Genomic DNA, 25,251 nt, shown 5'->3' on the forward strand with positions numbered 1-25,251 from the left:
GGGCATGTGCTACAAGTCTGCCACCCTTTCGGAGGCTGAAAAACCAAGGCGGGGCGACTGCCTGCAGATCGATGGCATAACAGGGGTGGCAGATCATGGAGATGCGGTACAACCCGAAGGAAGTGGAAGAAAAGTGGCAGAGCTTCTGGGAGAGCAGGAACCTCTTCTCGGTTGGGGAAGATCCCCATAAGAAGAAGTTCTACCTGCTGGAGATGTTTCCCTATCCGTCCGGCAGGATCCACATGGGCCATGTGCGCAACTACACCATCGGGGACGTGGTGGCCCGGTTCCTCTCCATGCGCGGCTACAACGTTCTCCATCCCATGGGCTGGGATGCCTTCGGGATGCCCGCCGAAAACGCCGCCATCAAGGCCAAGACCCACCCGGCCAAATGGACTTACGAGAACATCGACTACATGCGCCGCCAGCTCAAGAAGCTGGGCTTTTCCTATGACTGGTCCCGGGAGTTCGCCACCTGCGACCCGTCCTACTACCGCTGGGAGCAGCTCTTTTTCGTGCAGATGTACAAGCGGGGGCTGGCCTACAAGAAAAAATCCTACGTGAACTGGTGCGGGACCTGCCAGACCGTTCTGGCCAATGAGCAGGTGGAGGACGGAGCCTGCTGGCGCTGCGACCAGCCTGTCGTTCAAAAAGAGATGGAACAGTGGTTCTTCAAGATCACCGATTACGTGGAAGAGCTGCTGGACTATCTGGACAAGCTGCCCGGCTGGCCGGAGCGGGTTCTGACCATGCAGCGCAACTGGATCGGCAAAAGCCACGGCAGCACCATCCTCTTTCCCCTGGAATCGGGAACCGGGAGCATCGAGGTCTTCACCACCCGGGCCGACACCCTCTTCGGAGCCACCTTCATGAGCCTGGCTCCGGAACATCCCCTGGTGGACGAGTTGTGTCGGGGTACGGGGCAGGAAGAGGCCGTGCGCGCCTTTGTGGAGCGGGCAAAGCAGGCCAAGCGCGGCGAAAGGGCCGCCGACCTGCTGGAAAAGGAAGGCGTCTTCACGGGGGCTTATTGCATCAATCCCATGACCGGCGCCAAGATGCCCATCTTCGTGGCCAACTTCGTGGTCATGGAATACGGTACGGGCGCCGTGATGGCCGTTCCGGCCCATGATCAAAGGGATTTTGAATTTGCCCGCAAATACGATCTTCCCATCAAGGTGGTGATCAAGGAAAGCGCGGAAGCCCCGGCACCGGATCCCTCCACCATGGACCAGGCTTTCGAAGAGGACGGGGTCCTGGTGGATTCCGGCGACTTCACGGGCATGACGTCCCCGCAGGCCCGGGAAGCCATCACCAAGGCCCTGGAAGCCAAGGGACAGGGGGGGCTCACGGTGCAGTACCGGCTTCGGGACTGGGGCATCTCCCGCCAGCGCTATTGGGGGGCTCCCATCCCGATCATCTACTGCGACGCCTGCGGCACGGTTCCCGTGCCCGAAGAGGATCTTCCGGTGGTGCTGCCCCTGGATCTGGAAATGCCCGAAAACGGGGCGTCTCCGCTGCCCATGAGCGAGGAATTCGTCCGCACCACGTGCCCCCAATGCGGAAAGCCGGCCCGGCGGGAGACGGACACCATGGACACCTTCGTGGAATCGTCCTGGTATTTCGCCCGGTTTTCCTGTTCCGACTACGACAAGGGTCCCCTGGACCCCGAGCGGGTGGGCTATTGGATGCCCGTGGACCAGTACATCGGGGGGATCGAGCACGCCGTCCTGCACCTGCTCTACTCGCGGTTTTTCACCAAGGTCCTTCGGGACATGGGATACCTGAAGGTGGACGAGCCGTTCACCAACCTGCTCACCCAGGGCATGGTGATCAAGGACGGGGCCAAGATGAGCAAATCCAAGGGCAACGTGGTGGACCCGGACGACATGATCCAGGCCTACGGTGCCGACACCGTCCGCCTTTTCTGTCTCTTTGCGGCGCCTCCCGAAAAGGAACTGGAATGGAGCGATCAGGGCGTGGAAGGGGCTTCCCGGTTCCTCGGGCGCGTCTGGCGGCTGGTGCACGACAATCTGGAAGGCCTGAAAGGGGCCGATCCCTACGATGGCCGAGCCCCGCTGAGCCCCCGGTTGCAGGCCCTTCATCGAAAGACCCACCAGACCATCAAGAAGGTGACGGAGGACATCGAGCAGCGCTTCCACTTCAACACGGCCATTGCGGCCGTCATGGAACTGGTGAACCAGATCTACGCCGTGCAGGACAAGGCCTCCCGGGAAGCCGCCTATTGGCCGGTGATGCGCGAGGCGGTGGAGGCCGTGGTGCTTCTGCTTTCGCCCATGGCACCGCACATCGCTGAAGAACTCTGGGAACGGCTGGGCAAGGCGCCCAGCGTTGCCAAGGTTCCCTGGCCCGCCTGGCGCGAAGAGGCTCTCCAGGCGGAAGAGATCCTGGTGGTTGTCCAGGTGAACGGTAAGCTTCGAGGCCGTTTGACGGTTCCTGCCGACATCAGCAACGAGGAACTGGAGAAGGCGGCCCTGGCGGATGCCAAAGTACAGAGCTTCCTCGAAGGCAAACCGATCCGGAAGGTGATCGTGGTCCCCAAAAAACTCGTCAACATCGTGGTTTAGTGTGAAAGAGAACCGCGAATGAACGCGAATAGACGCAAATCTTCTTAGTTGTAGGGACTGCGAAGGCTGCAATGAGGGTGCCCGGTAATACACTGGGCGCGCAGTGACTCATAGAGAATGGCATATCGCGGCGTTCCGACAAATGCCCTTGCTCCGGCCCGCTCTTTCATCCATGCGGGGTGGCGCGAGGGAGACCATCACCGTTAGTGTGAAGCCCTACGGGGACGATTCTTTGTCATGGCGGGGTCCCAAAGGGCGAGCCTGAAGCCCGCCCCCGACAAAACCCATGGACCTTTCGGGCAGGGGCGGGGTTTATCCCCGCCCGCTCATGGCGTGGTGATCAAGAAACCCGATGGAAAAATCGCCCGGTTCTGGTGATCGAATGCGGCCAAGGAACCCGAACGGGCGGCAATGCCGTCGGACAGGCGGCAGGCCTTCGTGTGGCTCAGTGGGGAGGGACGCTGTGGGAACGTACCGCCGGCTCATCCTCTGTGTGGCGCTTTTCCTTCTTTGCGCCGGGTGCGGCTACCATTTTGCTGGAGAAGGACAGGGCCCGGAACCCGGGATCTCCACGCTGGCGATTCCCGTCTTCGAGAATCTGACGGCCGAGCCGGGCCTGGAACCGATTTTCACGGGCGCCCTTCGCCGTGAATTTCTTCTTCGCAGCCGGATCAGGCTGGTTCCCCGCCGGGAGGCCGAGGCCGTTTTCCTGGGCCGCATCACCCGCCTGTCCACGTCTTCGGTGGCCCATCGAAAATCGCAGGATACGATCCTGACGCGCCTTTCGGTCACCCTGGATGTGCGCTGCGTTGACAATCGAACCCAAAAGGTGCTCTGGCAGGATCGTTCCCTCACCTACTATCAGGACTACATCCAGGATTCGGATCCCCTGGTGTCCTTCCAAAACCGTCGGGAGGCTCTGGAGACCGCGGCCAGGGACTTGGCCGTGCGGATCCATGACCGTTTCCTGAGCCGCTTCTGAGCTTCCATGGACAGTCGGACCTTCATCGCAAGCCTCCGGGAGCGTCCCCGCCCGGTGTACCTCTTCAAAGGAGAGGAGCCGTTCCTGATGGACCAGGCGTGGCAGGCGCTTCTCTCCGCCCTGGGCCGTTCTTCCAAGGGCGGCTCCATCCGGGGGGAGCGTTTTTCCGCACGCGAGGTGGCCGCTGCGGAGGTGGTGGCTCGACTGCGCACGCTGTCGCTCTTTGCTCCCATAAGAGCGGTGCTCGTACGGGATGTGGACGCATGGCCGGGGGAGCAGCGGGAGATCCTGCACGACTATCTTCGCAAGCCCAATCCCCGATCCTGTTTCGTGGCGTGCGTGGCTTCCAAGAAGGCGTGGAAGGAACTGGAACGGCTGGCGGGGGAGCACGGTGCCGTGGTGGAGTTCAGAGGGCTCCACGAAAGGCAGATTCCCGGTTGGATCCGGGATCGGGCGGCGGCCCAGGGAAAGCGGATCTCGCTCCAAACGGCCGGGCTCCTCATGGCGAAGGTGGGCGCGGACCTACAGAATCTGGAAAAAGAGCTGGAAAAGCTGGGTCTCTATGTGGACGATCGCCCGGAGATCCTCGATGAGGATGTGGAGGCGGTGGTGGCCCACCAGCACACGGACAATATCTTCAAGCTCATGGAATACGTGGGAGAAAAACGGGCCGCGGAAGCCTTTCTCTGCCTGCGGGGGCTGCTTCTTTCCGGCGACGCCCCCTTGAGCATCCTGGCCCTGCTGGCCCGGCAGGTCCGGTTGGTCTGGCAGATCAAAGACGGTTTGGAACGCGGACAGTCCGCTGCCCAGTTGGCCAAAACCTTGCGCCTGCCTCCCTTTGTGGTGGAACGGCATGCCCGGCAGGCGCGCCGGTTCTCGCACGACGCCCTCAGCACCCTGCACGGCGCCATCCTCCAGACGGACTTGCGACTGAAGACCACGGGCCTGGATCCGGAAAAAGCCCTGGAAAGCCTCATCTACCGCCTCTGCAGGTAGCCCGGTTCCGCTTCCCGTCCGGGGAAAAGCCGATTGAGACCGCCTTGCAAAAGAAAAACGGACGACCCCTTTCGGCGTCGTCCGCCTCCTATCCGTGCCCGGTGGCGTGGAGCCCGCGGGAATCCCGGAGCTCAGGCGCTTTGAGCCGCCTTCAGGGCGTTCACCTTGCGGGCCAGCCGGGAAATCTTTCTGGAAGCGGTGTTCTTGTGGATCGTGCCCTTGGAAGCCGTCTTGGCGATGATGGAGCTCGCCTCCCGAAACCGCTGTTCGGCCAGTTCCAGACTCTGGGCCTTCAGGGCCTCTTCCAGGGCCTTGATGGCCGTCTTCATGCGGGTCTTGCGGGAGCGGTTCCGCACCCGCCGGATCTCGCTCTGCTTCGCGCGTTTGAGTGCCGATTTGTGGTTAGCCAAAACCCCTACCTCCTTAAGCTGCTCACCGTCTTTCTATAGCCAGTGTCCGTGTTCCGTTCACGATCTTGGCACAGGGAACACAGCCTTTTAGCGGTTGCCGTCGAGGATGTCAAGCGCTGTTCTCGTCCGAGCCGCGGCCAAAACGGCGGCCAAGTTTTCCGTTACGGGCGAATCTCCACCACCTGGAAGTTTCGAACCCCTTTGGGGGTCTGCACCTTCACCTCGTCGCCCTCTTCCTTTCCGATGAGCGCCTTGCCCAGGGGAGAGGTTACCGAAAGGGTGCCGGCCTGAATGTCCGCTTCGTAGGGGCCCACGAGCTTGTAGGCCAGCTCTTCGCCCGTGTCCAGATCTTCCAGGACCACGGTGAGCCCGAACATGGCCTTCCCGCCGTTGAGGCCCGGCTCGACGATTTCGCACTGGGACAACTTGGTCTGGAGATCGGCGATCCGTCCCTCGATGAGAGCTTGCTTTTCCTTGGCTGCTTCGTATTCGGCGTTTTCGGACAAATCGCCGTGCCCCCGCGCCTCCTCGATGGCTCGGATGACCTTGGGCCGTTCTTCCTTTTGAAGCCGCTGCAGTTCCTGCCGCAGCCGCTCGTAACCTTCCCGTGTAATGGGAACTCTTTGCATGATCCGCCTCCAGGTTCTTCAAAGTGAGCCAAGGTTTATAAGCAATGGGAGGGGGTGTCAAGATGAATTGGTTTTTCGCTCCCGGTCCGGCGGGAATCGTGGTACATATACAAAGATTGAGCCATGTCCTTCTTTTTCCACCGAATCGAGGAGCATGATGGCGTTCGAGAGAAAAGATTTGCTGGGTATTCGCGACCTGAGACCGGACGAGATCCAGACGATCCTGGATACGGCCGAATCCCTCCGTGAGATCAACCAGCGGGCCATCAAGAAGGTGCCGACCCTGCGGGGCAAGACGGTGGTGCACCTTTTCTATGAACCCAGCACGCGGACCCGCACATCCTTCGACATCGCGGCCAAGAGGCTGAGCGCGGACACCTACAGCATCTCCACGTCCACCAGTTCCATGGTGAAGGGAGAGACCTTCCTCGACACCATCAAGAACCTGGAAGCCATGGGGCCGGATGTGTTCGTGATCCGCCATTCGGCGTCGGGCACTCCCCACCGGATCGCCGGGCGCACGTCGGCCTCGGTGATCAACGCGGGCGACGGCATGCATGAACATCCGTCCCAGGCGCTCTTGGACATGCTGACCATCCGCCAGAAAAAGGGGCGCCTGGAAGGGCTCAACGTGCTTATCGTGGGGGATATCGCTCACAGCCGCGTGGCCCGGTCCAATATCTGGGGGCTCACCAAGATGGGCGCCCACGTGGTGCTTTGTGCGCCGCCCACCCTGTTGCCGGCCGAGGTGGATTCCCTGCCGGTCAAGGTTTCCCATCATTTGGACGCGGTGATCGGAGCAGCGGACGTGATCATGGTCCTGCGGCTCCAGAAGGAGAGACAGGGCCAGGGGCTCTTGCCGTCGCTTCGCGAGTACGCCGTCTACTACGGCGTGGATGCAAAGAAGCTGGAAAGAGCCAAGGACGACGTGCTCATCCTGCACCCGGGCCCCATGAACCGAGGGGTGGAGATCAGCCCCGAGGTGGCGGACGGGCCCTATTCGGTCATCCTGGACCAGGTGGCCAACGGGGTGGCGGTGCGCATGGCCCTGCTCTATCTGCTGGTTCACAGGGAGGCGCCCTCGGCGGAGGGCTGAAAGGCCGGCGAAATCGGAACGTGAGGATGAACAAGTGAAAAGGGCACACATGATCCTGCGCTCGGCGCGCATTCTGGACCCGGAACGGGGGCTCGATACGGTGGGCGACGTGGTGATCCGGGACGGCACCCTGGAGGCGGTGGGCTCCCCGGGCCTTTCTCCCGAGGAGGCGGAGGGCCTGGAGGTCATCGACGCCGGCGGCAAGTGGGTGGTGCCGGCCCTGGTGGACATGCATGTGCATCTTCGCGAGCCGGGCGAGGAGTACAAGGAGACCATCGAAACGGGGACGGCGGCGGCCGTGGCCGGAGGCTACGGCGCTTTGGCCTGCATGCCCAACACCCGTCCCGTCAACGATTCGGCGGCGGTGACGGAATTCATCCGGCGCCGGGCCCGGGAGCAAGGCCACTGCCGCGTTTATCCCGTGGGGGCCATCAGCAAGGGGCTGGAAGGAAAGGAACTGGCGGAGTTCGGAGAGCTGCGCGAAGCGGGAGCCGTGGCCGTCAGCGACGACGGGCGCCCGGTGATGGACTCCCTGTTGATGCGCCGGGCCATGGAGTATGCCCAGGCGTTCGATCTGGTGGTGATCAGCCATGCGGAAGACCTCCAACTGGCCCGAGGGGGCCTCATGAACGAAGGGGCCGTTTCCACCCGGCTGGGACTGCGGGGAATCCCGGCAGCGGCGGAGGCCGTCATGGTTGCCCGGGATCTTTTGCTGGCCGAACTCACCGGGGGAGCCCTGCACATCGCCCACGTGAGCACGGAAGCGTCGGTGCGGTTGATTCGGGAAGCCAAGAGCCGAGGGGTCCGGGTCACCTGTGAGACGGCGCCTCATTACTTCACTCTGACCGATGCGTCCCTGGAAGGATTCGACACCGTCTTCAAGGTGAACCCGCCGCTGCGCTCCCGGCGCGACCTGGAGGCTGTCCGGGAGGGGCTGGCAGACGGGACCATCGATGCGGTGGCCACGGACCATGCGCCGCACAGCGTGTTGGAAAAGGATACGGAATTCGAGTACGCGGCCAACGGGATGATCGGTCTGGAGTCGGCCCTGCCGTTGGTGCTCCAGCTGATTCGAGACGGGATCGGGGGGCCGTTGGAGATCCTCGCCAAGGTCACCTGCAATCCCGCCCGGATATTGGGGATCCCCATGGGGAGCCTGCGGGCCGGCACCCCGGCCCATCTGACCCTGATCGATCCCGAAGAAGAAACCGTGATCGATGTTGACAAGTTCCGCTCCAAGGCACGCAATTGCCCCTTCGCCGGATGGCGTGTGAAGGGGCGGGCGCTCCTGACCATCGTCGACGGAGTGGTGCGCTATTCACTGTAGCGGGGAAGGCATGGCGGATCCGGCCGGGGCACGTATTCTGGTGGTGGATGACGAGAGGAGCATGCGCGAGTTTCTGGAGATCATGCTCCAGAAGGACGGCTATGAGGTCCACTGCGCCGCCGATGGCCTGGAGGCCATGGAATGTCTGAAAGAACGGAAGTTCGATCTCGTCATTACCGACATCCGCATGAAGCCCGTGGACGGCTTGGAGGTTCTCAAACAGACCAAGAGCCTGTCTCCTTCCACCGTGGTGATCATCATATCCGCCTATGCCAGCACGGAAACGGCCGTGGCGGCCATGAAAGAGGGCGCCTACGACTACCTTCCCAAGCCCTTCAAGATCGACGAGATGCGCAACGTCATCCGAAGCGCGCTCCTGAGCCGCGGCCAGGACGCCCCGGCGCGGCCCCGCGAGGGGCCCCTCTACTTCGGATGCCTCATCGGGGAGAGTTCCCCGATGAAGAAGGTTTACGAGCTGATCGAAAAGGTGTCCGCCACCAGCAGCAACGTGCTCATTACGGGAGAGAGCGGCACGGGAAAAGAGCTGGTGGCCAAGGCCATCCACGGGCAGAGCGCCCGGGCGAAGAAGCCGTTCGTCGCCGTCAACTGTGCGGGCGTGCCGGAATCGCTCATCGAAAGCGAGCTTTTCGGTTATCGCCGGGGCGCGTTCACCGGGGCCGGAGCGGACCGCAAGGGCCTGGTGGAAGCCGCCGAGGGCGGAACCCTTTTTCTGGACGAAATCGGGGAGTTGTCGCCCGCCCTCCAGGTGAAGCTCCTGCGCGTGGTCCAGGAGAAGACCATCCGCATGATCGGGGACACCACCGATATCCCGGTGGACGTGCGCATCATCTCCGCCACCAACCGGGACCTGGAACAGATGGTCATCGACGGCCGGTTCCGGGAGGACCTCTACTACCGGTTGAACGTGATCCAGCTTCGGCTGCCGCCCCTTCGGGAACGCCGGGAGGATATCCCGCTCCTTGCGGACCATTTCCTGGCCAAGTTCTGCCGGGAGTTCGGGAAGGACATCCGGAAGATCTCCTCGTACGCCATGGACATTCTCAAAAGCTACGACTTTCCCGGGAACGTGAGGGAGCTGGAGAACATCATTGAGCGCGGCGTGGCCCTGGAGTCGTCCAGCATCATCCTGCCGGAGAGCTTGACCTTGGCCGCCCACAAAAGGGCGCAGCGGGGCCGGGTGGAATCGGACGGCCCGGTTCTGCCGCCCGACGGCATGGATTTGGACCACTACCTGGCCGACATGGAAAAGAGCCTGCTTGTCCAGGCCCTGGACCGGAGCGGCGGGGTGAAGCAAAAGGCCGCGGAACTCCTGGGCCTCAGTTTCCGCTCCTTTCGCTACCGCCTCGTCAAATACGGCCTGTCCGCGGCCGAAGATTCGGAATAATCCTCGAAGACTTCCCCACCTACCAGTCCAAGGCGAGAAAACAGGCGTAGGTCAGTCCCGACAGAAGCGTGAGAACGGAAATGGACGTGGCGGCCAGTTCCTGGTCCCCTCCCGCTTCGGAGGCCATGATGTAGGTAACGGTGGCGGGAGGGGCGGCCAGGAGGATCAGAGCGGGCAGGCGGAAATCGGCGGGAACGTCCAGCCAGCCCATGAAGACCAAACCGATGAGGGGCAGGGCCGTGAGCTTCAAAAGGCCGATGCCCAGGATCGAGGTCATCCGTTTTCGGGCCGCTCCGAAGGAGAAGGAAGTGCCAATGAGCAGCAGCGCCATGGGCAGAGCCATGCCGGACAGGATGTCCAGGGATCGGGACAGGGCGGTGTGGAGCGGGATCTTCAGGAAGGAGCAAAGAACGCCGGCCAGCACGGATAAAATGATGGGGTTGGTCGCCACTTGACGCAGCATGGCTGCTGAATGGGGCTTCGAGGGACCTGCTTTTTCGCGTCGATTTTGGGGCGGGAACGCGAAAACGCCGATGGCCAGAACGTTTTGGGCGACGATGAGAAAGCTGCTGAGCAGCGCCGTCTGAGCGAAGGCCCTTTCCCCCAGGGCATAATAGGCGATGGCATAGGCCATGTATCCGAGATTCCCGTGGAAGGTGCTGTGTACAAAGGTCTTTCGAGACGGCGGGGCGAGCCCGAAGAGGCGCACCGCGAGCAGGGAGAAGGCGAACAGGGTCGCCAGGGCCAGGAGAATGCTGGTCACTGCGTGAGGTTCGAAGTTTTCCGAAAAGGAGGACCGGGCCACTTTATGGAAAAGCATGGCTGGAACGGCCACGTAGAAGACCAGGCGGTTGGCCGCCTGGATGAAGGCCGGTCCGATGAAGGCGCGGCGGGTGAGCAGATAGCCCAAGAGGATGATGGAAAAGACGGGCAGGATGTTGTTGACGAAGACGGAAACCACGGGCATCCTCCGGTGACGGATCGGGAAGAGCAGGGAGCCGCGAAAAGGCTTGACCTTTCCTCACCCGGGTTTTAATAGACTCCAGGATCTCAGAAATAAAGCAATTTTGGAATGCGGAGTGAATTCAATGGCAAAAGATGTGAACAAAGACGAATTGATGGAAGATTTCGAGGACGACAGCCTGGAGCTGGACGACGACTCTGAGCTGAGCTTCGACGACGAAGAGGAGGATCTGATCCTTGATGACGAGGATGAGGATCTCATTCCTTCCGTCCTGTACAAGGGCATCAGCAAACCCAAGACGGAAGACGACTGGCGCCAGCTCCTCCTGGAGGCCAGCTCCGACGGTGTTCCCGAGTACCGCATGGAAGACACCTACAAGGAAGGGGACCTGATCTTCCATCCCAAGTTCGGCTTGGGGGTGGTGAGCAAGGTGATCACCCCGAAGAAGATGGAAGTGGTCTACGAGGCGTCCAGGAAGCTCATGGCCATGAACGTGCAGCCCCCGGCCAAGGATTAAGCCGACCGGGTTGTGCGGATTGAGAAGGAAGCGCGGAGAGCCTCCCGAAGCGGGAGGCTCTTTTTTTGTGTTGAACGCCGGGTGTTCCTGTCCCAGCCCCGAAGGGGTGTGCTGGGATCCAGGCGGTCCCTTTCACATTGCCGGGCGGTCTGGGGGGGCATCGCAGTGCAGGATGGGAGCCAGGCCGTTGCGCACCGCGTCCAGGAGAAAGGGATGAACGCGGGGCGATCCGGCGACGATGTGGCCCGTTTCCACATGGGTCGTTCCGCCCCAGAAGTCGGACACAACGCCGCCGGCTTCGGTCACAAGGAGAGAACCGGCCGCCACGTCCCAGGGTTTGAGGCCCATCTCCCAAAAACCATCCAGCCGGCCCGCGGCCGTGTAGGCCAGATCCAAGGCGGCGGACCCGGCGCGGCGGATGCCGCTTACTTCCGTGAAGATTTCCTGGAAGACACGGAGGTAGGGGGTAAGCAGGTCCTTGCGGCGGAAGGGAAAACCGGTGGCCACCAGGGCTTCCGCCACGGAGGCCTGGTGACGGATGCCGATTGCAAGTCCATTGAGTGTGGCCCCTTCGCCCCGGACCGCCTCGAAAAGCTCCCGGCGAACCGGGTCCAGGACCCAGCCCAGCACGGGGATTCCTTCCACCAGAAACGCCATGGAGACGGCGACCATGGGGAAACCGTGGATGAAGTTGGTGGTGCCGTCCAGGGGGTCCACGAGCCACTGCAGGGACGCCGCCGCCGGGGGCTCTTCCATCTCCTCGGAAACCACTTCATGGTGCGGAAAGGCGCTCTTCAGCCGGCGCACGATGAGGTCCTCGCAGAGGCGGTCCACTTCGGTGACGTAATCGAAGGCGGCCTTGTTGCGGACGGTGCCGGGGCCCTTGCCGTCCATCCGTCTTCTGATGAGGGCTCCCGCTTCCAGGACCGTCAGCCGGCCCACCCGCAGGATCGACTGTTTTTCCTCTTGGTTCAGGGGGAAGGGGTCTGCCGTGCTGTTGTTCTTGTTCACCAACGCCTCCTTGCAAATCTCTAACACCACCGTGGTCTCGGTTCCCTGTGCGGGGGTGCCGGGCCCGGATCGGCTCCCGTTCCAACCTTGGATCCTCCCTGCGTTGACAAGAGGGGGGGATCGGGACATCATGAGCGCACTCCGGCACCGCCAGGGCCCGCTCATGCGAGCCGCCGCGAGCCCGTTGGGAAAACCGCTTGTTCGCCGGGAGAAAGCTTACATGAAGATCGACGTGCATGCCCATATCTTTCCGCCCGAGGTGATTGCCGAAAGGGAGAAGTTCTTCCACCGGGAGCCGGCCTTCGAGGCCCTCTACCGGTCGGCCAAGTCCCGGCTCGTCGATGCCGAAACCCTGGTGGAGGCCATGGATGAGGGCGGGATCGATGTCACGGTCGTCTTCGGTTTTCCCTGGCGCCAGGAGCACTTGGCCCGGCGGCACAACGACTATGTTCTGGAGGCGGCGGCTCGTTTTCCCGGCCGGATCCTCCCCATGGTCTGCTTCGATCCCACCTGTCCGTACGCCCTTCCGGAAGCTCGGCGCGGGCTGGAGGCCGGTGCCGTGGGGCTCGGCGAGTTGGCCGTCTACGAGGCGTGTGCGGAAGAAGAGGTGTTGCATCGATACGAGGAGCTGGCCGCCTTGTGCCGTGAGAAAACGGCGGTGCTGCTGGTGCATGCCAACGAGCCTGTGGGCCACATCTATCCGGGCAAGGCGCCCATGGGCCTCAAATTCTACTACGAGTTGGCGCGCCGAACCCGGGGGGTGCCCCTGATCCTGGCCCACTGGGGCGGGGGGCTCTTCTTCTTCGAAAGGCTCAAGAGGGAGACCCGGGACGTGCTTTCCCACGTGTTCTATGATACCGCCGCGTCTCCTTTTCTGTACCATCCGGAAATCTATCGGGAGGCTGTTCGGACGGCGGGAGCGAACCGCGTCCTGCTGGGAACCGACTACCCTCTTCTTTCCGTGGCCCGGTATGAACGCGAGATGGCGGATGCGGGCCTGGACGAGCGGGAGCGGGCGGCGATCCTGGGGGACAACGCCGCCCGGCTCTTCGGTTTGCCGGTGGAGTGAACGACCACACGTGCCGGGGAGGAGGCTGATCGGGAGGTTTTCAGCGGAAACCGGGGATGGGATGGCTCCTTTTTGTGGCCGAGGGGCTTGAATCCCGTAGGAAGATGCCCTCGCCCTAAACTGAGCGATTTTTTCTTCGGTTGTCTCTTACACAACGTGATTAGCGGGCGGGGATAAACCCCGCCCGCTAATCACTCAATGGGTCCGCGCCTTTTGTAGGGGCGGGCTTTACGCCCGCCCTTCCGGACCTGTCCATAAGAAAGAATCGTCCAATTCCGGCTCGCAACTCCATGAGTCTCCGGGACAAAGGCTCAACAGTATGCCCGTTGCCCGGAGATCATTGGCGCAGCTCCCGCGCAAGCGGAAGTCCATAAGTTGCCGGAAATGCTGGATCCCCGCTCCCCGTTCAAGCCGGGGGCAAGGCTCGCGGGGATGACGAATGGGGGTTGAACGGCGCCGATCAATCGTTTTCGGAAAGTCTCGTCGGGACCTGTAGGGGCGAACGATCATTCGCCCCTACAGGTGGGGGTTTCGGGGACTGCTTCTTATGGCGGCTTGCAACCGAACCAAGGAACAAATCGAGGCGAACCCGGAACTCCGTGGGATCCATCTTCAGGTGTCGATGAGGCTCTCCTGGAGCAGCTCCAGATCGTCCACCTCTTCTTCCAGATAGGCCTTGAGCTTCTTCTTGAGCCGGCTTTCGATCTGGCGGATCCGTTCCCGGCTGATCCCGAACTGGTCGCCGATTTCCTGAAGCGTCAAGGGGTCTTCGGCCAGGAGGCGCTTGTCGAAGATGACGGCCTCCTTGTCCTTGAGGCCTTCGCGGAAGCGCATCAGCTTCTCATGGAGGATGGCCTTGGCCTCCTGGTCCGCCAGTTGCTCGTCCACGGGGGTGACCTGGGCGGGCAGAAAGGCCTTGTGCGTGTCGGTGGAATCGTGGTCGAGGGGGGCGTCCAGGGAGATCTCGCCTCCCGTCAGTCGGATGTCCATCTCGGTGACTTCCGATTCCTTCACATCCAGCCGCTGGCTCAGCAGCTTGGGGGTCGCTTCGATCCCCTGGGCCTCCAGTCGCTCCTTTTCCTTCCGAAGGTTGAAGAAAAGCTTTCTCTGGGCCTGGGTGGTCCCGATCTTGACCAGCTTCCAGTTGTCCATGATGAACTTGATGATGTAGGCCTTGATCCAGAAGGAGGCGTAGTAGGAAAACTTGTAGCCCCGGTAGGGGTCGAATTTCTTGACGGCCTGCATGAGGCCGATGTTCCCCTCCTGGATGAGGTCCATCAGGTTCTGCATCCAGTGGCGCTGGAAGTCCATGGCGATCTTGACCACCAGGCGGAGATTGGAGGTCACCAGTTTGTAGGCGGCGTCCAGGTCGCCTTTTTCCCGGTAACGAATGGCGAGCTGGGTCTCCTCTTCCCGGGTCAGCAGGGGATAACGCTTGATTTCTTCCAGATAGGCCCGAAGTGTGTCATAGGGTTGGGGCCAGGCCTTTTCGGGAGGTTCGACCTTCACCCCATCGCCTTGGGAAGGGACATCCACCACTTCAGGCTTGGTATCTTCGTCCTTGAGTGCCTTCTTGCTTTTTGCCATCTTCTGCACCCCGTCTTCTCTTGTGCTCTTCGGTTTCATGCACCGGCCATACTAACATAATTCCGCCGAAACACCACTAGAGCTTGCGTTTTGGGCCCGTCTTTTCTATAAGGCAGATTTCGTACCACTCCGATCCGTCAGCCACCCAACAGCAGGAGCCGAACGCCTTGATCTCCAAGCTCGTGCCGCCCCACATCGCGGCCATCGAACCGTACCCGCCCGGAAAGCCCATGGAGGAGCTGGAGCGGGAACTGGGTATTGTGGGTTCCATCAAGCTTGCCAGCAACGAAAATCCCCTGGGACCGTCCCCCAAGGCCCTGGAAGCCCTGCGGGAAAAGCTCGGAACGCTCCACCGCTATCCGGATGGCAGCGGCTACTATCTCAGACGCCGGATCGCTGAAAAGTTCAAGGTGCCCATGGATGGTGTGGTCCTGGGCAACGGGTCCAATGAGATCATCGAGCTGGTGATCCGCACCTTCGTGCGGCCGGGCCTGGAAGTGATCGTGCCCAATCCGTCCTTTCTGGTCTATCGGCTCAGTGTGCAATGTGTCGGGGGGGCCGTGGTTTCTGTGCCGCTTCGGGACATGAGGATCGACCTGGAGGGCGTCCTGAAGGCCGTGACCGACCGCACGCGGCTCATCTTCATCAACAATCCCAACAATCCCACGGGCACGGTTCTTCCCAAGAGCGAATTCGAGGCCTTTCTGGACCGGGTGCCGGCGGATGTTCTCCTTGTGATCGACGAGGCCTACATCGAGTTCGCAGACCCTGAAAAGACCTTCTCGGGCCTGGACTATCTCGACCGCCGGGGGCCTTGGATCGTGGTGGCAAGGACCTTTTCCAAGGCCTACGGCCTGGCGGGCCTGCGGGTCGGCTACGGGGTCATGGACCCTGCCGTGGCCGATTATCTCCACCGTGTGCGCCAGCCGTTCAATGTGAGCACCCCGGCTCAGGCTGCGGCGTTGGCGGCTCTGGACGACGACGCCTTCCTGGAAAAGAGTCGCGCCTTGGTGCGGGAAGAGCTTCCACGGCTCTACGAGCGGCTACGGGAAATGGGGCTGGAGGCCCTCCCGACCCAGGCCAACTTCTTTCTCATCCGCATGCCCGTGGATGCCAAGGTGATCTACCAGGCCATGCTGCGTGAAGGGGTCATCGTTCGGGCCATGAACGCCTACGGTCTGCCCGATTGTATCCGGATCAACGTGGGCACGCCGGAGGAAAACGGGCGTTTTCTCCGCACTCTGAACAAGGTCTTGCAAGATCTGAACGCTCCGAAAGGAAACGACTGATCGATGGTGATCGCAGTGGACGGTCCCGCCGGGGCGGGAAAGAGCACGGTCTGCCGCCGTTTGGCCAAGGCTCTGGGGGCCGTTTACCTGGATACCGGCGCCATGTACCGGGCCGTGGCCTGGGCCCTGGACAAGCGTGGGATGGCCGACGCGCCCGATGAACGGATCCGCTCGGAACTGGCTGCGCTCCCCCTGGAGTTCCGCATGGAAGGCGAGGGTCTGGCCGTCTACTGGCAGGGAAAGCCCCTGGGGGATGAAATCCGTACCCCGTCCGTTTCCCGAACGGCATCGCTCGTTTCCCAGCGGCGTCCGGTCCGGGACTTTCTCACCCGCCTGCAGCGCGATCTGGCCCGAGGCCGGGATGTGGTGGTGGAAGGACGGGACATGACCACCGTGGTCTTCCCGGACGCGGAACTCAAGGTCTTTCTCACCGCTTCCGACCGGGTGCGGGCCGAAAGACGTTGGGCGGAATACCGGCAAAAGGGCCTGTCGGCGGATTTGGAAGAGATTTTGCGCCAGATCCAGGAAAGGGACGCCGCCGACTCCCAACGGTCCTTGGCTCCCCTCAGGCCCGGAGAAGGTGCGATTATTGTGGATACTTCCGACCTTTCCATCGACCAGGTGGTGGAACAACTGGCGCGTTTGGCATTCGAAGCAAGGAAAAAAGCGGGAAAACGGGAAGGGTCTTCATAAATTTGCATTGTCAACGGCCTAGGGGTCTGCTAGATTGCCCTGCCAGTAAGAAGGACCCATGCTGAGCCATGGGTCGAATCCTGACAAGGGGGTAGTGAGCTACATGACCACGAAAGACACCAACGAAACTTTTGACAACCAGTACCATGAAACGGAAAGCCCGATAGCGGATCGCGCCGCCGGGATGGACCCCGAGGACATGGAGGAAATGTCCTTTGAGGCCCTGTATGAGCAGAGCTTCGGGAACATCCAGGAGGGCGAGGTGGTGCGCGGGCGGGTCGTCCAGATTTCGGACGACTATGTGATGGTGGACATCGGCTACAAGTCCGAAGGCGAGATTCCCATTGCCGAATTCCGGGATGAGGAAGGAAACCTCATGGTCGGCATCGGCGATGAGGTGGACGTGCTGCTCGAATACCACGACGACGACGAAGGAACGATCTTTCTCTCCAAGGAGAAAGCTGAAAAGATAAAGGTCTGGGACGACATCAGCCGCATTTACAACGAGGACGGCGTCATCGAGGGACGGGTGGTCTCCCGCGTGAAGGGCGGCCTGGCCGTGGATATCGGCATCCAGGCCTTCGTGCCGGGGTCCCAGGTGGACCTTCGCCCCGTGCGCAATCTGGATTCTCTGATCGGGCAAACCTTCGAGTTCAAGATCCTCAAGTACAACAAAAAGCGCCGCAACGTGGTCTTGTCCCGCCGCGTGATCCTGGAAAAGGAGCGCGAGGAGCAGAAGGCCAAGACCCTGGCCGTTCTGGAAGAAGGCAAGGTCATGGAAGGCGTGGTCAAGAACATCACCGACTACGGGGTGTTCGTGGACCTGGGGGGCATCGACGGCCTGCTGCATATCACCGACATGAGTTGGGGCCGGGTGGGCCATCCTTCCGAGATGTGCCAGATTGGGGACACCATCAAGGTGAAGGTGCTCCACTTCGACCGGGAAAACGAGAGGGTTTCCCTGGGCCTCAAGCAGCTCCAGCCCGACCCGTGGACCAACGCGGCCGAAAAATACCCGGTGGGCACCAAGGTGATCGGCAAGGTGGTCAGCCTCACCGACTACGGCGCGTTCGTGGAGATCGAAGAGGGCATCGAAGGTCTCATTCATGTCTCCGAGATGTCCTGGACCCGCAAGGTCCGCCATCCGTCCAAGATCCTGAGCGTGGGCGACGAGGTGGAAGCGGTGATCCTGAGCATCGATCCCGACCGGAAGCGCATCTCCCTGGGTATCAAGCAGCTTGAGCCCAACCCGTGGGATGTGATCGCCGACAAGTACCCCGTGGGGACGGTGATTTCCGGCAAGATCAAGAACATCACCGACTTCGGCATCTTCATCGGGATCGATGAGGGGATCGACGGCTTGGTGCACATTTCGGACATCTCCTGGACCAAGCGCATCCGTCATCCTTCGGAAGTCTACAAGAAGGGTCAGGAAGTCCAGGCCATCGTGCTCAATATCGACAAGGAGAACGAGCGGTTCTCGCTGGGGATCAAGCAGCTCCAGCCGGATCCGTGGGAAAGCGTGCCTCAGCGCTATCCCGTGGGCAGCGTGATCACCGGCCCGGTGACCAACGTGACGGACTTCGGCCTGTTCGTGGAGCTGGAGGAAGGGATCGAAGGCCTGGTCCACGTGTCCGAAATCAGCAAGGACAAGGTGAAGAGCCCCAACGACGAATACAAGGTGGGAGATCGGGTGACGGCCAAGGTGATCAACATCTCCCCCAAGGAACGAAAGATCGGCCTTTCCATCAAGAAGGCCGAGGAGCAGGAGGACCGGTCCGATTACCGGGACTACATGAACAACGCCAGGGCCGCCACGTCCAATCTGGGCGAATTGCTCAAGGGCGAACTGGCCGCCTTGCAGAACGCCGAAAACTCCGACGATTGATCCCGAAGGCGGTGCGCCGTCACCGCCTTTTTTCCATTCGGATCCCTTCACTATCCACCCGGCTTGAGCCTTCGAGCCGGGTGCTCCTTTTTAAGGGGAGGCCGTCATGAAGGTGCGGAAGCTCTTCTGGTTTCTGATTGTAGTCCTGATCATCTTCCTCTTCCCTTTTGCCGCCCTCCTGGTGTGGTTCGCTCCCGCCGACTGGGACCTGACCGCATCGCCCAACCGGGTGGGGGTGGTGGAGGTGGACGGGATGATCAAGGACGCCCGGCCGACTCTGGAGTCCCTGGTCTCCTTTCGCAGGGACCCCAACGTCCGGGCCATCGTGGTGCGCATCGAATCCCCCGGCGGAGGGGTGGGGGCCAGCCAGGAGATCTATCGGGAAGTGCGAAGGACGGACAAGGAGAAGCCCGTGGTGGCTTCCTTGGGCGGCGTGGCGGCTTCCGGGGGCTACTACGTGGCGTCCGGCGCCCGTTACATCATCGCCAACCCGGGAACGCTCACCGGGAGCATCGGGGTGGTGGCCCATCTGCCCAACCTGGCCTCGCTCTTCGAAAAGGTCGGATACCGCACCGTGACCATCAAAAGCGGCCGATTCAAGGACGTGGGCAATCCCGGACGGGAAATGACCGACGAGGAACGGGCTTTGCTCCAGGAGACCATGGATGCCATGCACGCCCAGTTCATTCGGGACGTGGCGCGGGGGCGCGGCCTGGACGAGGAGCACGTACGGCGCATGGCGGACGGGAGGATCCTGTCGGGAGAGGCCGCGCTCACGTGGAAGCTGGTGGACGAGCTGGGAAACTTCCAGGATGCGGTGGCCAAGGCGGCGGAACTGGGAGGGATCCCGGGAGAGCCCCACGTGGTCTATGCGGAAAAGAAACGGCCTTCGCTCTTGGAATGGATTCTGGGAAAGAGCGGACTTGAAGGAATCCGTGAGACTCTCGACCCCGCCCTGAGCCCCCTTCGCTATCAACTGATCCTGTCGCCCTGACGGGCCGTGATGCCGGACCGTGAGGGGCGGAGAGGTTATGGGGGCGAAAAGTTTTTCGCCCCCACGATTTGCCGTTTTTTCAGGTCTGAAAGATCTCCACGTCGCCGCTGCCTTCGCGGAGGACTTCGGGGGCGTCCTCGATGAGGGAAATCACGCTGGAGGGACGGCCGGGCACGGGGCCTCCGTCCACGATCAGATCCAGGGAATGCCCCAGCACGTCCCGGATCTCATGGGGAGTTTCCAGGATGCGGCCGTCTTCGGGGTCGGTGGCACTGGTGCTGATGACGGGATGGCCCAGCTCCCGTACGATGGCCAGGCAGATGGGATGGTCGGGCACCCGGATGCCCACCGCCTTTCTCTTGGTGAGCATGATGCGGGGGACCAGCCGGGAACCTTCCAGGATGAAGGTGTAGGGGCCGGGCAGGAGCCGCTTCATGGTCTTGTAGGCGTAGTTGGTTACTTGGGCGTATTCGCTGATGTTCTTGAGGTCGCTGCAGATGAAGCTGAAGGGCTGATGAGGGGACCGGCGCTTCAGTTGGTAGATCTTTTCGATTGCCTGCTTGTTGAACAGGTCGCATCCAATCCCGTAATAGGTATCCGTGGGGTAGGCGATGATCCCTCCTTTGGCTAAGATGTCCGCAACCTGTTTGATTTTGCGCGGTTCCGGGTGTTGGGGATTGATTTCCAGGATCATAGGCATCCCTCTCCTTCTGTGATGAAGTGCGTCTGGAGGCCTCTTGCCGGGACGGATTTCGGCTGTCCGAGCCGATCCCCTCCGGATAAAGAGAGCACAACGGGAGTCAAAAGACAACAATGGGCGCGAATCCCCGGAATGCCCCAGACTCGACCGATTCCGCTCCGTGCCATGCCGCTCTGGATGTGGGGTCCCACACCATAAGGGTGCTGGTGGTGAAGGTTCCGGAGCCGGGTGTGCTGGTGCCGATCCTCCAGGAACGGCACATCGCCCGCCTGGCGAAGGATTACGAGGAACCGTCGGGCCTTTCCCGGGAGGCCATGGCCCGGGCCCTTTCCATCCTTCAGGGGGTGGCGGAACGGGTGGAGGCTTTCCGGCCCCGGACGATCCGAGCCGGCGCCACGGGCGTGGTGCGAAGGGCCGTCAACGGGCGGGACTTCCTGCGCCGTGCGGCCGAAGTCACGGGACTCCAGGTGCCGGTCCTGACGGAAGACGAGGAGGCGCTTCTGTCTCTTCGCGGGATGCTGGGCGTCCTCAAAAGACCGGAAGGTCCCCTCCTGGCTTTCGACCTGGGGGGCAGTTCCACCGAGTTTAGCCTGGCCATGCCGGGGGCCCAGGTTCCCTGCTGGACCACCAGTCTCTTTGTGGGGGCTGCCGTTCTGACCCAGCAATTCCTGGAAAGGGCGCCGGCTCCGCCCGAGGCGATCCGCAAGGCGCGCCGCCACGTCCGAGTCCTTCTGGGCCCGGTTTGCCGGGCGGTGAAGTCCGCCATGGGCCACCGACCGGACCGGTGGCCGGTGCTGGTGGGAACGGCGGGCACGGTGACCACGCTTGCGGCCATGCGCCTCGGCATGAGGGGCTATGTCCCGTATCGGATCAACAACCAGAGGCTCTCCGCCTCGTGGGTATGCCGGACGGTGGAGCGGCTCTCGGCCATGAGCCTGGAGCAGAGGCGCCGCATCCCGGGCCTGGAAGCTGGCCGCGAAGACATCATCCTGGGAGGAGCTCTCATTGTGGAGGAGATCCTGGCGGCCTTCGAAGCCGAGCAATTCATCGTCACCGACGCCGGCCTGCTGGAAGGGCTTCTGCTGGACGGCATCACCCGGCAGGGCCCCCGGACCGGGGCGGGAGGCGTTCCCTTGACATGGGAAATCAAATGGGATTAAAGGGCCCGCAACACCGAATCGCACAATCTTTTTCCAGCCTTCATGAATGGAGTGAAATCGATGGAGACCAAGACGACGGATCGAATCCCGGAGGCTTTAACCTTTGACGACGTGCTGCTCGTGCCCGCCTATTCGGAGGTGTTGCCGGCGGAAACGGATGTGAGCACCGTTCTGACGCCCCAGATCCCCATGCGCATTCCGCTCCTGAGTGCCGCCATGGACACGGTGACCGAAGCCGAGACGGCCATCAGCATGGCCCGGGAGGGAGGCATCGGCATCATCCACCGGAACATGAGCATTGAACGCCAGGCCCTGGAAGTGGACCGGGTGAAGAAGTCGGAAAGCGGCATGATCGTCGACCCCATCACGGTGGATCCCGATCAGCCCATCGGAGACGTGATGGATCTCATGGCCCGCTACCGCATCTCGGGCGTTCCCGTGGTGAAGGGCGACCAGCTGGTGGGCATCATCACTAACCGGGATCTCCGGTTCGAGACGGATCCGACCCGCAAGGTCTCGGAGCTCATGACCAAGGAGGATCTGGTCACGGCTCCCGTGGGCATTTCCCTGGAAGAGTCCAAGAAGCTCCTCCAGAAACGAAGGATCGAAAAACTCTTGGTGGTGGACGCCGACGGGCGCCTCAAGGGCCTCATCACCATCAAGGACATCATGAAGGTCAAGAAATACCCCAATTCCTGCAAGGATCACCTGGGAAGACTCCGGGTGGGAGCCGCCGTGGGAGCCGGTGCGGACACTCCGGATCGGGTGCGGGCCCTGGTCAAGGCCGGTGTCGACGTGATCGTGGTGGACAGCGCCCACGGTCATTCGCGCAACGTGCTCCGGACCGTGGAATGGATCAAGTCGGAATTCCCGGACCTGCCCGTGGTGGCGGGCAACGTGGCCACGGGACCGGGCGCGGAGAGCCTCATCAAGGCGGGGGCTGACGCGGTCAAGGTGGGCGTGGGGCCCGGTTCCATCTGCACCACCCGGGTGGTGGCGGGAGTGGGCGTTCCCCAGGTGACCGCCATCATGGAATGCGCCAAGGTGGCGGACAAGTACGGCGTTCCCGTGGTGGCCGACGGCGGCATCAAGTACAGCGGCGACGTGGCCAAAGCGTTGGCGGCGGGTGCCAGTTCGGTCATGATCGGCAGCCTCTTTGCCGGAACCGACGAGAGTCCCGGCGAAACCGTGCTCTACCAAGGGCGCAGCTACAAGGTCTACCGGGGCATGGGCTCCCTCGGGGCCATGAAGGAGGGCAGCAAGGACCGCTACTTCCAGGACCAGGTCCAGGAGGTGAGCAAGCTGGTGCCCGAGGGGATTGAAGGCATGGTGCCCTACAGGGGGCCCTTGGCGGCCACGGTCCACCAGCTCGTCGGAGGTCTTCGGGCCGGCATGGGCTACGTGGGATGCCGCAACCTCCGGGAACTGCGCACCAAGGCGGAAATGATCCGCATCACCAGCGCCGGCCTCAAGGAAAGCCACGTTCACGACGTGATCATCACCAAGGAAGCGCCCAACTATCAGGTGGACCTCAAGTAACGAAGGAAGGGCGGATGCCATGGACTGGGACCATCTTCACAAGGACAGAATCCTTATCCTCGATTTCGGATCCCAATACACGCAATTGATCGCCCGGCGCATTCGGGAAAGCCACGTGTATTGCGAGATTCATCCCTGCACCATGGATCCGTCGTCGGTGCGGGCCTTTGCCCCCAAGGGCATCGTCCTGTCCGGGGGGCCTTCCAGCGTGCATGACCCCGATGCCCCGATGGTGGATAAGGAGCTCTTTGAATTGGGGGTTCCGGTCCTGGGGATCTGCTACGGCATGCAGCTGCTGGCCCACCTGCTGGGGGGGCGCGTGGAAAAGGCCGAGCAGCGCGAATACGGCCCGGCGGTTCTGCAGGTGGACGAGCCCACCGTGCTGTTTCAGGACATCGAAAGGGAGGACGTGCGGGTGTGGATGAGCCACGGGGACCGCATCCTCTCCCTGCCCCCGGGGTTCCGCACCCTGGCCCACAGCGACAACTCCCCGGTGGCCGCCATGGCGGACGTGGAACGATCCATCTATGCCGTGCAGTTCCACCCGGAAGTGGCCCATACGCCCTGCGGCCGGACCCTGCTGGACAACTTCCTCTTCCAGATCTGCCGCTGCAAGCCCACGTGGACCATGAGGAGCTTCGTGGAATCCAGCATCGAGGCCGTCCGGGACAAGGTGGGCCGGGACCGCGTGCTGTGCGCCTTGAGCGGCGGCGTGGATTCTTCCGTGGTGGCGGTGCTGCTCCACAAGGCCATCGGGGATCAGCTCCAGTGCATCTTCGTCAACAACGGGCTGCTTCGCAAGGGCGAGGCGGAGACGGTGGAGCGGGTCTTCCGGGATCATTTCGAGATCAATCTGGTGACGGTGGACGCCACGGATCTCTTCCTGGGCCGTTTGCAGGGGGTGACGGACCCCGAGCAGAAGCGCAAGATCATCGGAAACCTCTTCATCGAGGTCTTCGAAAAAGAGGCAGCCAAACTGGAAGGCACCCGCTACCTGGCCCAGGGAACCCTCTATCCGGACGTGATCGAAAGTGTGTCCTTCAAGGGGCCTTCGGCCACCATCAAGACCCACCACAACGTGGGCGGGCTGCCGGAGCGGATGCAACTGGAACTCATCGAGCCTCTGCGCGAACTCTTCAAGGACGAAGTGCGCATGGTGGGCCGGGAACTGGGTCTGCCCGAGCGCATCATCATGCGCCATCCCTTCCCCGGACCCGGGTTGGCCATCCGGATCATCGGCGAGGTCACCCCCGAACGGCTCAGGATCCTGCGGGAAGCCGACGCCATCGTGCTGGAGGAGCTGGAGGCGGCCAATTGGTACGACCGGGTGTGGCAGGCCTTTGCCGTCCTGCTGCCCGTTCGTTCCGTGGGCGTCATGGGCGATGAACGGACCTACGAGCAGGTGGTGGCGCTGCGGGCCGTGGAGAGCGTGGACGCCATGACGGCCGACTGGGCTCGGATGCCCTATCAGCTCATGGCCCGCATCTCCAACCGCATCATCAACGAGGTGGCCGGCGTGAACCGGGTCGTCTACGATATTTCTTCCAAGCCGCCCAGCACCATCGAATGGGAATAGCATGGACCGCCGGTCTGCGGAGCGCTTCTACCGCTATCATCATAAAAGCCGTGGATGGTACGTGTTTCAGGTGCGGGTGGAGCAGACCGATCTGTGGATCCGCGCCCAGGCGGACCTGACCCGACCGGCCCACGACCTGGTGATTTCCTTTCGGCGTCAGCTGGGAAAATACATTGCTTCCGCCCCCCGCTTCCTGCACGCCCTGGAGCCCCTGGAGGAGGACCCCCTGGCTCCGCCGCTGGTGCAGGCCATGATCCGGGCCGGTCGGGCGGCCGGCGTGGGGCCCATGGCGGCCGTGGCGGGGGCCATCGCCCAGGCCGTGGCCGAGCGATTGAGTCGTTGGAGCCCGTCGGTCCTGGTGGAAAACGGCGGCGACTGCTACCTCATGGCCTCCGAAGACCTGGTGGTCTCCATCTACCCGGGCGAACATTCCCCCTTTCGGGATTCCCTCGCCGTCCGTTTGCCCGCGGACACCTTTCCATGGGCCGTGTGCACCTCGTCCGCTTCCATCGGGCACTCGTTGAGCCTGGGCCGGGCCGATGCCGCCACGGTGCTCGCCAAGGATGCGGCCCTGGCGGATGCCTGCGCCACGGCCCTGGGAAACCGGATTCGACGCCCCGAAGATCTGGATCCGGCCATGGATTGGGTGCGAAGCATTCCGGGGGTGGAGGGGGCTCTGGCGATCTGCGGGGACAAGCTGGCCGCCTGGGGAGCCGTGGAGCTCACCGTGCCCTGAGATTTTCCAGCCCCTCTTTATATGAAACGGGACCTCGCCCCCACTCCGGACGACAATGCATTTTGTGGGGGCGGGCTCTAGGCCCGCCCGTCAAGCTT

General features: G+C 62.4%; 22 protein-coding genes. 16 read left to right on the forward strand and 6 right to left on the reverse strand.

Annotation, left to right across the window (positions count from 1 at the left end; genetic code table 11):
- Positions 1–95 precede the first annotated feature (95 nt).
- The 3 genes from leuS (at position 96) to holA (ending at position 4,563) form a co-directional block, all read left to right on the forward strand.
- Positions 96–2,585 (forward strand): leucine--tRNA ligase, encoded by a 2,490-nt coding sequence (leuS, locus tag BUB04_RS04210; protein ID WP_073037255.1) that lies wholly within the window; start codon positions 96–98, stop codon positions 2,583–2,585.
- A 463-nt stretch (positions 2,586–3,048) separates the two neighbouring features.
- On the forward strand, positions 3,049–3,567 hold the full coding sequence (gene lptE / locus BUB04_RS04215) for an LPS assembly lipoprotein LptE (RefSeq protein ID WP_073037257.1): 519 nt from the start codon (positions 3,049–3,051) through the stop codon (positions 3,565–3,567).
- A 6-nt stretch (positions 3,568–3,573) separates the two neighbouring features.
- Positions 3,574–4,563, forward strand: coding sequence for a DNA polymerase III subunit delta (gene holA / locus BUB04_RS04220; RefSeq protein ID WP_073037259.1), 990 nt, complete (start codon positions 3,574–3,576; stop codon positions 4,561–4,563).
- A gap of 131 nt (positions 4,564–4,694) precedes the next feature.
- On the opposite strand, the gene rpsT is transcribed toward holA, so the two are convergent.
- Together rpsT and greA are read right to left on the reverse strand one after the other, a co-directional pair.
- Entirely contained in the window at positions 4,695–4,973 is a 279-nt protein-coding gene (rpsT, locus tag BUB04_RS04225) for a 30S ribosomal protein S20 (RefSeq protein WP_073037261.1), read from the reverse strand.
- 161 nt (positions 4,974–5,134) lie between these two features.
- Entirely contained in the window at positions 5,135–5,602 is a 468-nt protein-coding gene (gene greA, locus BUB04_RS04230) for a transcription elongation factor GreA (RefSeq protein WP_073037263.1), read from the reverse strand.
- Positions 5,603–5,759: 157 nt separating this feature from the next.
- Here greA and BUB04_RS04235 point away from each other — a divergent pair, with 157 nt between their 5' ends.
- The 3 genes from BUB04_RS04235 to BUB04_RS04245 are packed head-to-tail and all read left to right on the forward strand — an operon-like array spanning position 5,760 to position 9,430.
- Complete coding sequence (locus tag BUB04_RS04235; protein ID WP_073037265.1) at positions 5,760–6,698, forward strand: aspartate carbamoyltransferase catalytic subunit; 939 nt, start codon at positions 5,760–5,762, stop codon at positions 6,696–6,698.
- Between the two features lie 49 nt (positions 6,699–6,747).
- Positions 6,748–8,025: a dihydroorotase gene (locus BUB04_RS04240; RefSeq protein ID WP_073037267.1), complete on the forward strand. Its 1,278-nt coding sequence runs from the start codon at positions 6,748–6,750 to the stop codon at positions 8,023–8,025.
- 10 nt (positions 8,026–8,035) lie between these two features.
- Positions 8,036–9,430 carry a sigma-54-dependent transcriptional regulator gene (locus BUB04_RS04245; RefSeq protein ID WP_073037270.1) on the forward strand — a complete coding sequence of 465 codons (1,395 nt, stop codon included), beginning with the start codon at positions 8,036–8,038 and terminating at the stop codon, positions 9,428–9,430.
- Between the two features lie 19 nt (positions 9,431–9,449).
- Here the strand turns inward: BUB04_RS04245 and BUB04_RS04250 are convergent, their stop codons facing one another.
- Entirely contained in the window at positions 9,450–10,391 is a 942-nt protein-coding gene (locus BUB04_RS04250; RefSeq protein WP_178371899.1) for an AEC family transporter, read from the reverse strand.
- Positions 10,392–10,518: 127 nt separating this feature from the next.
- Between BUB04_RS04250 and BUB04_RS19245 the strand changes: the two genes are divergently transcribed.
- Positions 10,519–10,911: a hypothetical protein gene (locus BUB04_RS19245; protein WP_073037274.1), complete on the forward strand. Its 393-nt coding sequence runs from the start codon at positions 10,519–10,521 to the stop codon at positions 10,909–10,911.
- Positions 10,912–11,043: 132 nt separating this feature from the next.
- On the opposite strand, the gene BUB04_RS04260 is transcribed toward BUB04_RS19245, so the two are convergent.
- Entirely contained in the window at positions 11,044–11,922 is an 879-nt protein-coding gene (locus BUB04_RS04260) for an inositol monophosphatase family protein (protein ID WP_178371900.1), read from the reverse strand.
- Between the two features lie 220 nt (positions 11,923–12,142).
- Here BUB04_RS04260 and BUB04_RS04265 point away from each other — a divergent pair, with 220 nt between their 5' ends.
- Positions 12,143–12,991, forward strand: coding sequence for an amidohydrolase family protein (locus tag BUB04_RS04265; RefSeq protein WP_073037276.1), 849 nt, complete (start codon positions 12,143–12,145; stop codon positions 12,989–12,991).
- A 612-nt stretch (positions 12,992–13,603) separates the two neighbouring features.
- Here BUB04_RS04265 and BUB04_RS04270 read toward each other — a convergent pair.
- On the reverse strand, positions 13,604–14,578 hold the full coding sequence (locus tag BUB04_RS04270; protein ID WP_073037401.1) for an RNA polymerase factor sigma-32: 975 nt from the start codon (positions 14,576–14,578) through the stop codon (positions 13,604–13,606).
- Positions 14,579–14,745: 167 nt separating this feature from the next.
- On the opposite strand from BUB04_RS04270, the gene hisC reads away from it, so the two are divergent.
- The 4 genes from hisC (at position 14,746) to sppA (ending at position 19,442) form a co-directional block, all read left to right on the forward strand.
- Entirely contained in the window at positions 14,746–15,867 is a 1,122-nt protein-coding gene (hisC, locus tag BUB04_RS04275; protein ID WP_245795121.1) for a histidinol-phosphate transaminase, read from the forward strand.
- 3 nt (positions 15,868–15,870) lie between these two features.
- On the forward strand, positions 15,871–16,560 hold the full coding sequence (cmk, locus tag BUB04_RS04280) for a (d)CMP kinase (protein WP_073037278.1): 690 nt from the start codon (positions 15,871–15,873) through the stop codon (positions 16,558–16,560).
- A gap of 103 nt (positions 16,561–16,663) precedes the next feature.
- Entirely contained in the window at positions 16,664–18,448 is a 1,785-nt protein-coding gene (locus tag BUB04_RS04285) for a 30S ribosomal protein S1 (protein ID WP_073037279.1), read from the forward strand.
- Between the two features lie 106 nt (positions 18,449–18,554).
- Positions 18,555–19,442, forward strand: a complete 888-nt coding sequence (gene sppA / locus BUB04_RS04290; RefSeq protein ID WP_073037281.1) for a signal peptide peptidase SppA — start codon at positions 18,555–18,557, stop codon at positions 19,440–19,442.
- A 79-nt stretch (positions 19,443–19,521) separates the two neighbouring features.
- Here sppA and BUB04_RS04295 read toward each other — a convergent pair whose 3' ends face one another.
- Positions 19,522–20,136, reverse strand: a complete 615-nt coding sequence (locus tag BUB04_RS04295) for an L-threonylcarbamoyladenylate synthase (protein ID WP_073037287.1) — start codon at positions 20,134–20,136, stop codon at positions 19,522–19,524.
- 119 nt (positions 20,137–20,255) lie between these two features.
- On the opposite strand from BUB04_RS04295, the gene BUB04_RS04300 reads away from it, so the two are divergent.
- From BUB04_RS04300 to BUB04_RS04315, 4 genes are read left to right on the forward strand one after another with little or no spacing between them, the layout of a single operon-like run.
- The gene (locus BUB04_RS04300; RefSeq protein ID WP_073037289.1) at positions 20,256–21,302 is read left to right on the forward strand and encodes a Ppx/GppA phosphatase family protein; all 1,047 of its coding nucleotides are present in this window, start codon (positions 20,256–20,258) and stop codon (positions 21,300–21,302) included.
- 60 nt (positions 21,303–21,362) lie between these two features.
- Positions 21,363–22,841, forward strand: coding sequence for an IMP dehydrogenase (guaB, locus tag BUB04_RS04305; RefSeq protein ID WP_073037291.1), 1,479 nt, complete (start codon positions 21,363–21,365; stop codon positions 22,839–22,841).
- Positions 22,842–22,860: 19 nt separating this feature from the next.
- The gene (gene guaA, locus BUB04_RS04310) at positions 22,861–24,417 is read left to right on the forward strand and encodes a glutamine-hydrolyzing GMP synthase (protein ID WP_073037293.1); all 1,557 of its coding nucleotides are present in this window, start codon (positions 22,861–22,863) and stop codon (positions 24,415–24,417) included.
- 1 nt (position 24,418) lies between these two features.
- Positions 24,419–25,153: a UPF0280 family protein gene (locus BUB04_RS04315; protein ID WP_073037295.1), complete on the forward strand. Its 735-nt coding sequence runs from the start codon at positions 24,419–24,421 to the stop codon at positions 25,151–25,153.
- Positions 25,154–25,251: the final 98 nt, after the last annotated feature.

The organism is Desulfacinum infernum DSM 9756, from assembly GCF_900129305.1.
Taxonomy (GTDB): domain Bacteria; phylum Desulfobacterota; class Syntrophobacteria; order Syntrophobacterales; family DSM-9756; genus Desulfacinum; species Desulfacinum infernum.